Source organism: Granulosicoccus sp. 3-233 (genome assembly GCF_052681095.1).
Genome location: NZ_JBQYLE010000031.1, coordinates 1 through 8,935, shown reverse-complemented (window position 1 = coordinate 8,935; position 8,935 = coordinate 1). Strand labels below are relative to the sequence as shown.

The window sequence follows — 8,935 nt, the reverse complement described above, 5'->3', positions numbered from 1 at the left end:
TGGGAGCCCGGTGAATCGAGAGGTTCACGCCGGGTTCTGAGAGCAGCTGAGGGGGAAGTTCCCTCGGCTGACTCACCTCCCCAAACCCGGAATCACCCGGGGGCGATGTTGGAGCAACGAAATGCCACGCTATTCCCATGAACGCAAGAACGCCGTACTGAAGAAATTACTGCCACCGAACAACCAATCCGTGCCAGAGGTTGCTCAGGCAGAAGGTATCAGTGAGGGGACTCTGTACAATTGGTTGTCACAAGTCCGAGATGGAGGATCCGCTGTGCCGGGTAGTCGAGCCAGCAATGCTGAACAGTGGAGCGGCGAAGCCAAATTCGCTGTTGTACTGGAAACACAGCCCATGAATGAGGCAGAAAAGGCGGAGTATTGCCGGGAAAAGGGCCTCTACCCTGAACAGATCGAGCGGTGGCGCGCTGCCTGTATCGCCGGTGCCTCCAACAAGGAGCCCACCAACGAACCGCTGAAAGAGGCGCGTAATGAGATCAAGCGTCTCAAGCGCAAGGTGGATCGCAAAGACAAGGCCCTGGCGGAGAGCGCAGCTCTGTTGGTGCTGTCAAAAAAGTTCCAGGCGCTGTGGGAGGACGAGGATCGATGAGTACCCTTGCACAGCGCAACGAAATACTGGAACTGGTTGACGAGGCCGTGAGTAGCGGAGCAAGGCACACGGAGGCCTGCAAGGTCATTGGCATTGCCGCCAGTACGTTGCGACGATGGCGCCCCGCTGGAGGCGCCGTACAAGCCGATTGTCGTCCGACGGCAGACAGGCCGGTACCGTTCGGACGCTTCAGCGACGAGGAGCGACAGCGCATCGTGGACACCTGCAACCGCCCGGAGTACGCCAGTCTGCCGCCGAGCCAGATAGTGCCTGCCCTGGCGGACCAGGGGCAGTACATCGGCTCGGAGTCCACGATATACAGAGAGCTCAAGCGGATCGGCCAGCTCGCCCCTAGAGGACGAGCCAAAGTGCGTCAGAAACGCAAACCACCGACCACTCACCTGGCGACGGCAATCAACCAGGTTTGGATGCTTGATGTCACCTGGCGTACGCCCGGAATCCGGGGTGAGCAGGATGCTCGAACAGGATCACGAGTCTGTCGGGAATACCATCATTCAAGCTCAAGAAGTGCTAGAGCAATGGTCTCTTCGACTCCGACGAAGATGAGTCTGAGCGGCAGTGACGGACAGCGTGCCTGTCCGGTGATGTAGTCCGCTGACAACGGGAGGTGAGGTTATGATCGAAACACCGAGATGCCTCTCTAGACTGAGTATCGAAAGGCTGGAGAACATGAACCCATTCATCCGTCTCTGCGGGTTGAAATGTCGCCACGGTGAACCGATCTGATACGCCGTGCAGGAGTTTCCGGAACATGACAGGAATGCATAGTCCGCTACGACCGTTACTCAACAGCCATGTGAGTAGCGCGGTGTCACGCTGTTTTCGCACATCGCGGCGTGGCCTCCTGCCGACTTGCGGAAAGCAAGGGCAAAGAGTGCGATGGGCAGCCAACCCGATACGTTCGAGTCTCGACAGGCAAACCGGGGAAGGTCGACAGTGGAAGCCAAGGGGGCACGGCCCCGATGACCTGCCGACTGGCGGAGCTTTCGTAGTAGTCCGAGGTGGGGAAAACCCACTACATGGCGAAGGAAAGCAGTTCATGCATGCTTGCACTGCCTATTACTCGACCGAACGAGGTGAAGACCTTTGATAATCGAGGAAATGCCAGGCAAGCTCGCAACGTGGGCGGAAAGTGATCCGGCAAGACGCATGGATCGACTTCTCCGTCTGATAGCAGAGTACGACTGGCTCTACGAGGCGTCTCGGATAACTCTTTCTTCGTCGGGTGCGAAAACGCTCGGCGTGGACGGTGTGACCAAACAGCATCTGGGGCTGGACGTACTGCCGATCTACCTACAACACATCCGTGAGGACCTGTTGTCGGGTGAGTATCGGCCTGCTCCGGCCCGACGGATCTACATCCCGAAGGCTGATGGCAAGCAACGACCGATTGGTATTCCCACGCTGCGCGACCGGATTGTGCAACGTGCAATGCTGATGGCGATGGAGCCTATCTGGGAAAGTGATTTTCATCGCCTTTCCTTCGGCTTCAGACCGGAACGCAGCGTTCATCATGCCATCAGAGCTGTCAGATTGCAGCTAATTGATGGCGATGACACCAAGGGCCGGTGGGTTATCGAAGGTGACCTCGCCAGCTACTTTGATACAGTGCACCATCGACTTTTGATGAAGTCAGTACGTAAACGCATTAGTGACAAACGTTTCATGTCATTGCTGTGGCTCTTCATCAAGGCAGGCCACGTAGACAAAGGTCTATTCTGCGCGGCCAGTCAAGGCGTGCCCCAGGGTGGTGTTCTCTCCCCACTGCTATCGAACATCATGCTCAATGAGTTCGATCAGTACTTGGAAGAGCGCTACCTGAGTAAAAAGGCACGCAATGATCGTTGGTACAACAACTCCAGTGTCAAAGTCGGTCGGCGCAGCGCCAAAGGGGTTACCCGGACCTGGCAACCGTCGGCCTCCTACTGTCGATACGCTGATGATTGTGTGCCACGAGCACTGATTGCTGCTTCAGCAGCAGGAGGTGCGCGCTGCATATGAGATGAGGGTTTGTTGGCCCCTCGGAGCCGCCTTGCAGGAGGAGGCTTCAAACCGCCACAAGCTGCGATGGTAAAGAGCCATGGTGGTGAGCGTTGTGGAAAAGGCAGGGCTTGACCCTGTCAGGTACGTACCATGAAGATGAACGTAAGTGAACCTTTGCTGAATTGTCGAAAGCGTAGGGATGTCGTCAAAACCGGGGGGTAGTCGTTAATCCGGGATAAGTCTGGGGGGCACCTGTTTACTGCCCAGGCGGCGGCCGGCATGAAGAAGGCATGAACGTGGTACAGGCTCATGTGGGGAACGTGGGAACCTGTCGCCTTGATGTAAAGGGAGAAGCTCAAGTAGTGATCCTGCGAGAGCCAGAGTACCGATGCTAGGCACAGGGGCGGATGGCCCCGTAGTAGTGTTGAAGGCGCTGTAATGGCGCTGGAGCGAAGGGGGTCAGTTACCTAGTTGGATTTGTTTATCAACCGCACAGACTGGATCTTGTGCAGAGAGAATTTGGAGCTGCCAACCGTCGGTGAGGGAGGAGTTTATGGATACGACAAAACCGTTTGAGATTTCCAAGCATGATGTATTGCGTGCATAGGAATTGGTAATGGACTTCACCCGGTTTCGTAGACACCCTCTTAGAGCGATAATGGAGTTCAGAGGTGTCCTATGAAAAAGTCGAAAAGCAAGAGAGCACGGCGCAATTTCACCGCCGAGTACAAACAGAATGTAGTCGATCTGGTGGCTCGAGGTGAGAAGTCTGTCAACGAGATCAGTCGGGATCTGGACCTGTCCGAATCAGCTGTCAGACGCTGGATCAAGTTGGCAGAGCATAGTGACAAGGGTAGTCTGGTGGCGCACGAGGCCGAGAGCGAAGAGCTCAGGCGGTTGCGGGCCGAGATTCGTGTGCTGAAGCAGGAGCGCGAAATCCTGGTAAAGGCGGCGGCCTTCGTGTGTCACGAACACGGTTAGTACAACGTGGTGCTGTTTAAGTGATGGGAGCAGACCTCCCGAACTCTCCCTGCAGGGGGCGGGTTCAAACCGGCAGATGCTGCTGTGTCCAAAAGGCATGGTGGTGAGCGATCTGTTAAAAGCTGCTGAATACAGCAGCAGGTGTGTATTGGAAAGACGAGCGAAAGCGAACCATGCGATGACCCGTCGAAATGCTAAGACGTTGTCAAAAGCGGGCTGGGAAGGCTGCCCGTGATGAGCAAAGACGAGACCTGCTTACGGTCTTTGCGGCAACCGGCGAAAAGCTGGCGTGAGTCCAATACAGGCGCTTATTCGGAACGTGAGAACCTGAGTATTGATGTTAAGGGAAATGACAAGTGAGTGAAATCATGAGAAAGAATACCGATGCGATGCTCAGGGACGGAACAACCTGTAGTAGTGATGAAGGCTCTGTAATGGGGCTGGAGCAAAGGGGTTGTGCTGAGGTGTTGATAGTGATCACCAACTGGTAAATCAGGATGAGTGATCACACGTCAACAAAGTCGTTTGACATACCCAAGTCCTGGGTGTGGCAGGCTTATTTGAAAGTGAAATCGAACAAGGGATCGGCTGGTGCTGATGGCGTTGACTTAGACGCTTTCGACGAGGATGCGGGACCGAAACTTTACAAGATCTGGAACCGCCTATCTTCAGGCTCCTATATGCCACCGCCAGTGCTTCAGGTTGAAATACCAAAAGCTGGAGGCAATGGCTTCCGTACCTTGGGTATTCCATCTATTTCAGATCGCGTGGCGCAAACAGTAGTCAAACAACAACTTGAACCGATTCTGGACCCTGTATTTCATCAGGATTCTTATGGATACCGTCCTGGGAAGTCCGCAAAGCACGCCGTTGCTGTCACTCGGCAGCGCTGCTGGAAATACGACTGGGTGGTTGAATTTGACATCAAGGGGGCGTTTGATAATATTGACCATTGTCTGTTACTCAAGGCACTGGAGCATCACGTATCTGAGCCGTGGGTACTACTGTATGTCAAACGGTGGCTTACTGCGCCGTTTGTGGACAAGCATGGTTCGTTAACAACAAGGTCTATGGGAACCCCACAAGGGTCGGTCATAGGTCCCTTGTTATTGAACCTATTCATGCACTATGCATTCGACAAATGGATGGAAAGGGAAAACCCAGACTGTCCGTTTGCTCGATACGCCGACGATGCTGTGATTCACTGTCATTCCCGTCGGGAAGCAGAGCAGCTTTTGCGCTCTGTTTCAGAACGGCTTGGTGAATGTGGGTTAGAACTTCACCCTGCTAAATCCAAAGTCGTCTACTGCAAAGACAGTAATCGGCATGGTGTGTATGAAAACATGCAGTTCGTATTTCTTGGCTTCTGTTTTCGTCCTCGGTGTGCGCCGAGCCGCAGTGGCAGAACATTTTCCAGTTTTCTGCCTGCTATCTGCAATGACGCCAAGAAAAACATACGGCAAACGATACGCCGGTGGTGTCTGCAAGGACTATCAACGTTTACTCTGGTAGACATTGCAAATCGATTCAACCCGATCATTCAAGGATGGATCAACTACTACGGCGCTTTCTACAAAAAGGAACTTGGCCTAGTGCTAAGGCAATTGGATAACAAGCTGGTGCTGTGGGTTCAACGCAAATTCACTCAATTCCGGCATCGCCGGAGGCGAGCACTGCGTTGGCTCGAACAGTCTCTGGCAAGTCAACCAGACCTGTTTGTTCACTGGAAAGCTTTTTCAGTGAAATATGCCTGATCAGCGACTGCCGCAGTGGGAGCCGTATGACGCGAGAGTGTCACGTACGGTTCTGAGAGCGGCTCGGGTTGAAATACCCGGGCCGACTTGCCTTCGCCAAGGAGTCGACATGAGGTTCGCCTTTGTCGATGCGGAGAAGGCCAATTTCAGTGTCGCCCTGCTGTGCCGTACCCTCAAGGTATCGCGCACCGGTTACTACGCCTGGTTATCAAGACCTGCCAGCCAGCATGAGCTCGACGATAGAGCGCTGCTGGCACAGATTCGCCGCATCTTCGAGAGCAGTCGCCGGACCTATGGCAGCCCGCGTGTCCACCGTCAGTTACAGAGTAATGGCACCGTGGTTGGCCACAACCGAGTTGCCCGGCTGATGCGTGAAAACAATCTGGCCGTGAAGCCGCGCAAGGGGTATCGCAATACCACCGAACGAAACGAGTCTCACCCGGTGGCGCCCAACGTGATCCAGCGCGATTTCACAGCCACCGAGCCCGGGCGCAAATGGGTTGGCGACGTCACTGTTGTCGCCACCGACGAGGGCTGGTTGTATGTCGCTCCGATGATAGACCTGTTCAATCGGGAAGTGATCGGCCTGGCCTGCGGTGAGAAGAACGATCAGAACCTGACGCTGAAAGCGCTGGAGGCTGCCATCGCGATGCACGGTGCCCCTGAGGGGCTGATACACCACTCGGACCGGGGCAGTACCTACACCGCGAGCAGCTATCGTGAGAGCCTTGAGAAGCACGGCATCGTCTGTAGCATGAGCCGTAAAGGCGACTGCTGGGACAATGGCGTGGCTGAGAGCTTCTTCGCGACCTTGAAGAAAGAGCTGATATACCGTCACCACTTCGCGACTCGTGCGGAGGCTGCACTGGCCATATTCGAATACGTGGAAGTGTTCTACAATCGGATCAGGCTGCACTCAAGCAATGGTTACTGCAGTCATGTTGACTATCGCAAAAATAATGCAAAGGTGGCATAGTCAATTTATTTAGGTGTCTATGAAACTGGGTGAAGTCCATAAAAGCCAACGATGGCGCTGAAGGTGTCGACGGTGAAACGATAGAGCAATTCGAGTCCAATCTAAAGGGGAACCTTTACAAGCTTTGGAATCGCATGTCGTCAGGATCTTACTTTCCGCAGCCAACCCGAACGGTAGCGATACTGAAAAAGGATGGTGGTGAAAGAAGGCTGGGTATTCCATCTGTTTTAGACAGAATCGCCCAGACGGTGGCAAAGTTTTCGTTTGAGCCCTTGGTAGAACCGCATTTTCTGGGTGATTCCTATGGGTACAGACCGGGTAGGTCAGCCCATCAGGCGTTGGAGGTGACGCGCAAGCGTTGCTGGCGCTATGACTGGGTTTTGGAGTTTGATATCCGCGGTCTGTTTGACAACATTGATCATCATCTACTGATGAAAGCGGTGAAGCGGCACACTGACAATCCCTGGCTTCTGCTCTATATCGAGCGCTGGATAACAGCACCGGTACAGCAAGCAGATGGCAGACTGGTTGCACGTGACAAAGGAGTTCAACAGGGCGGTGTAATCAGCCCAGTGCTGTCAAATCTGTTCATGCACTATGCATTCGATGCCTGGATGGAGCGGGAATATTCCGATCTTCCATGGTGTCGATACGCCGACGATGGGCTTGCCCATTGTCGGTCACAGGCAGAGGCAGAGCAGCTCAGAGCGGCGCTGGAAAAGAGGCTGCACGAATGCGGTCTTGAGATGCACCCGGTGAAGACAAAGATTGTTTACTGCAAAGACGATAGTAGAAGAGGTTCCTATCCTGTGACGTGCTTTGATTTTCTGGGTTTTACCTTTCGCGCCAGACGATCAAAGAACAAATGGGGTAAGCACTTCATCAATTTCAGCCCGGCAATGAGCAACAGTGCGGGAAAGGCGATCCGGCAGGAAGTGAGAAGCTGGAACATGCCCAAGCGCAGTGACAAGTCCATAGAGGATCTGTCGGGTATGTTCAGGGCCAAGATACAAGGCTGGATAAATTACTATGGTCGTTTCTATCGTTCACAGATGTGCATGACGCTCAGGCACATCAATTCCAAACTGGTGTGGTGGGCATGGAGGAAATTCAAGAAGCTTTTTCGACATCGACGACGTGCTGAGCACTGGTTGGGTCGCGTGGCCAAAGACTTTCCTTCGTTGTTTCCACACTGGCAAATAGGCTTGTTGCCGACGGTCGGGTAATGGGAGCGCAGTGAGTCGAGAGGTTCATGCTGCGTTCTGCGAGGATTGCGCCTTGCAAGCGCATAGAATTCTGCGGTCTGAAATGATCGCCCTGGTAAAGCCTAGCCAGCAGCCAGGTACCGAGTCTTGCGTGGTGTTCCGGTAACGGCCACTGCGAAGCGTAGACAGGGAGATAGTAGGCCGAAACGAAAGTGAACGGAGATAGCCCCGAAATCGAACGTGGTTGAAATAGCCGACCCTATTTCTCTAAGGGGAAGGCGGAAGTGCATCACACGCATTGGCGAGTGTAGTGCAGTGTTTCCGGGGTTCGTACCGTCGGCATGGTGTCGAAGGATTTTATGGGAACAAGGGAGATCCGTTTGGTTCAAGCGGAGCTTGTAGGGTCTGACAAGCTAACAATGCGAGGAGGATCCGATGACCATACGGAAGTCAGACTGGTTGATAGTACTTTGAGATCGGGAGAGCCGATTACATGGGGAAGCGGCCAGCAGGTAGTGAATTGTTCTACAGAAACATGGGCTCCACACAGTGGGAGGTAAAGGTCTTCTATTCAAAGAGGAGAATCACCAGTCATTTCAACAGAACTGGAACAAATAGCAGTAAAAGCTCGATGTGAACCAAAGCTTCGTTTCACTTCACTGATTCATCATGTGACACAGGATCGAGTCGAACGGAATCTGAAAAGGATTCCCAACCGCTCGGCCCCAGGTTGCGATGGTGTTTCAGTGGAATAGGCAAAGGAGAACTTTGATCAGTGGATTGGGCCGATGTTGAGCTCAATCCACACGCAGGGATACAAAGCGCCGCCAATCCGGCGGGTTTATATCCCAAAGCCCGGTAAACAGGAAAAACGCCCGTTGGGCGTACCTTGTGTGAGTGACCGGGCGCTCCAACGCAGCGTTTCGGAAGTGTTGAGTGCCATATACGAGCAGGACTTTCTACCTTGCTCATTTGGCAGGCGACCGGGACGAGGCGCCCACAATGCTTTGTCGACCCTCAATGAGGTCATCGCGGGCAAGAAAGTCAGTTGGGTGCTGGAGGCCGATTTAAAGAATTTCTTTGGCAGTCTAGATCATGGATGGCTACTGCGCTTTGTGGAGCATCGTGTCGGGGATCCGCGCGTGATCAGCCTGATCCGACGATGGCTGAAAGCAGGAATACTGGAAGACGATGAAATTCATCCGAACGAGGAAGGAACACCCCAAGGGGGGGGCGATCAGTGTACTGCTGAGTAACCTGTATCTGCACTATGTGCTTGATCTTTGGTTCCAGCAAATCGTCAAGCCTCGGCTACGAGGTGAGGCGTATCTGGTGCGCTACATCGATGACTTTGTGGTGTGTTTTCAGTATCAGGAGGATGCAGTCCGATTTCAGGAAGTTCTGCGCA

General features: G+C 53.7%; 7 protein-coding genes and 1 pseudogene. All 8 read left to right on the top strand.

Going from position 1 to position 8,935, the window contains the following annotated elements; all coding sequences use genetic code 11:
- Window positions 1-121 precede the first annotated feature (121 nt).
- On the top strand, window positions 122-607 hold the full coding sequence (locus ACUNV4_RS29995) for a transposase (RefSeq protein ID WP_430882361.1): 486 nt from the start codon (window positions 122-124) through the stop codon (window positions 605-607).
- Window positions 604-1,218 (top strand): hypothetical protein, encoded by a 615-nt coding sequence (locus ACUNV4_RS29990; RefSeq protein WP_430882360.1) that lies wholly within the window; start codon window positions 604-606, stop codon window positions 1,216-1,218. The genes ACUNV4_RS29995 and ACUNV4_RS29990 overlap by 4 nt, the downstream gene beginning before the upstream one ends.
- A 559-nt stretch (window positions 1,219-1,777) precedes the next feature.
- Window positions 1,778-2,629, top strand: coding sequence for a reverse transcriptase domain-containing protein (locus tag ACUNV4_RS29985; protein ID WP_430882359.1), 852 nt, complete (start codon window positions 1,778-1,780; stop codon window positions 2,627-2,629).
- 660 nt (window positions 2,630-3,289) lie between these two features.
- A complete protein-coding gene (locus ACUNV4_RS29980; protein WP_430882358.1) occupies window positions 3,290-3,592 on the top strand; it encodes a transposase in 303 nt (100 codons plus the stop codon).
- 497 nt (window positions 3,593-4,089) lie between these two features.
- The gene (gene ltrA / locus ACUNV4_RS29975) at window positions 4,090-5,346 is read left to right on the top strand and encodes a group II intron reverse transcriptase/maturase (RefSeq protein ID WP_430882357.1); all 1,257 of its coding nucleotides are present in this window, start codon (window positions 4,090-4,092) and stop codon (window positions 5,344-5,346) included.
- On the top strand, window positions 5,339-6,322 hold the full coding sequence (locus ACUNV4_RS29970) for an IS3 family transposase (protein ID WP_430882356.1): 984 nt from the start codon (window positions 5,339-5,341) through the stop codon (window positions 6,320-6,322). The genes ltrA (ACUNV4_RS29975) and ACUNV4_RS29970 overlap by 8 nt, the downstream gene beginning before the upstream one ends.
- 29 nt (window positions 6,323-6,351) lie before the next feature.
- Window positions 6,352-7,548, top strand: a complete 1,197-nt coding sequence (gene ltrA, locus ACUNV4_RS29965) for a group II intron reverse transcriptase/maturase (RefSeq protein ID WP_430882355.1) — start codon at window positions 6,352-6,354, stop codon at window positions 7,546-7,548.
- 767 nt (window positions 7,549-8,315) lie between these two features.
- Window positions 8,316-8,935, top strand: a pseudogene (locus tag ACUNV4_RS29960) (reverse transcriptase domain-containing protein); the annotation flags it as partial.